The sequence below is a fragment of the Curtobacterium sp. MCBA15_016 genome (genome assembly GCF_001865105.1).
Classification (GTDB): domain Bacteria; phylum Actinomycetota; class Actinomycetes; order Actinomycetales; family Microbacteriaceae; genus Curtobacterium.
Map to the genome: position 1 here is coordinate 4,187 of NZ_MJGR01000031.1, position 464 is coordinate 4,650.

1 protein-coding gene is annotated in these 464 nt (G+C 75.4%); it reads left to right on the forward strand.

What is annotated here, in order from left to right; all coding sequences use genetic code 11:
- The coding region (locus BIV03_RS19680) for a universal stress protein (protein ID WP_217637388.1) at window positions 1–464 on the forward strand (464 nt) is incomplete at both ends.

The following is a 464-nucleotide window of genomic DNA, read 5'->3' on the forward strand; positions in this document are numbered from 1 at the left end:
TCGTCGACGCGCTCGTCGGTGCTGCCCGGCCCGACGACCTCCTCGTCGTCGGCAGCCACCGTCGTCGTCGCCTGCAGTCCGCGCTCACCGGGCTCCTGCCCGACCGGATCGCCGGGGCATCGCACGTGCCGACCGTGATCGTGCCGGACGACTGGCCGAGCGGCCAGCTCGACGCCGACGTCGTGCTGGCCGTGGACGCGGACACCGCTCCCGAGGTCGTCGACTTCGCGATCACCGAGGCGGGTCGGCACGGTGCGGTGCTCCGCGTGGTGCACACGTGGCACGAGTCCGCGCCGGTCGGCCCGCCCGTGGTCGCCGCCGTGGTGGAGTCACCGGTCGTCGAACGGGCGGCCGCACTGGCTGTGCTCGACGACGTCGTGACCCGCATCGCTGCCGCCTCGCCGGCGCTGATCGTCCGCACCGAACTGCTCCGCGGCGCCCCCGGAGGGACGGCCGCGGTGGCG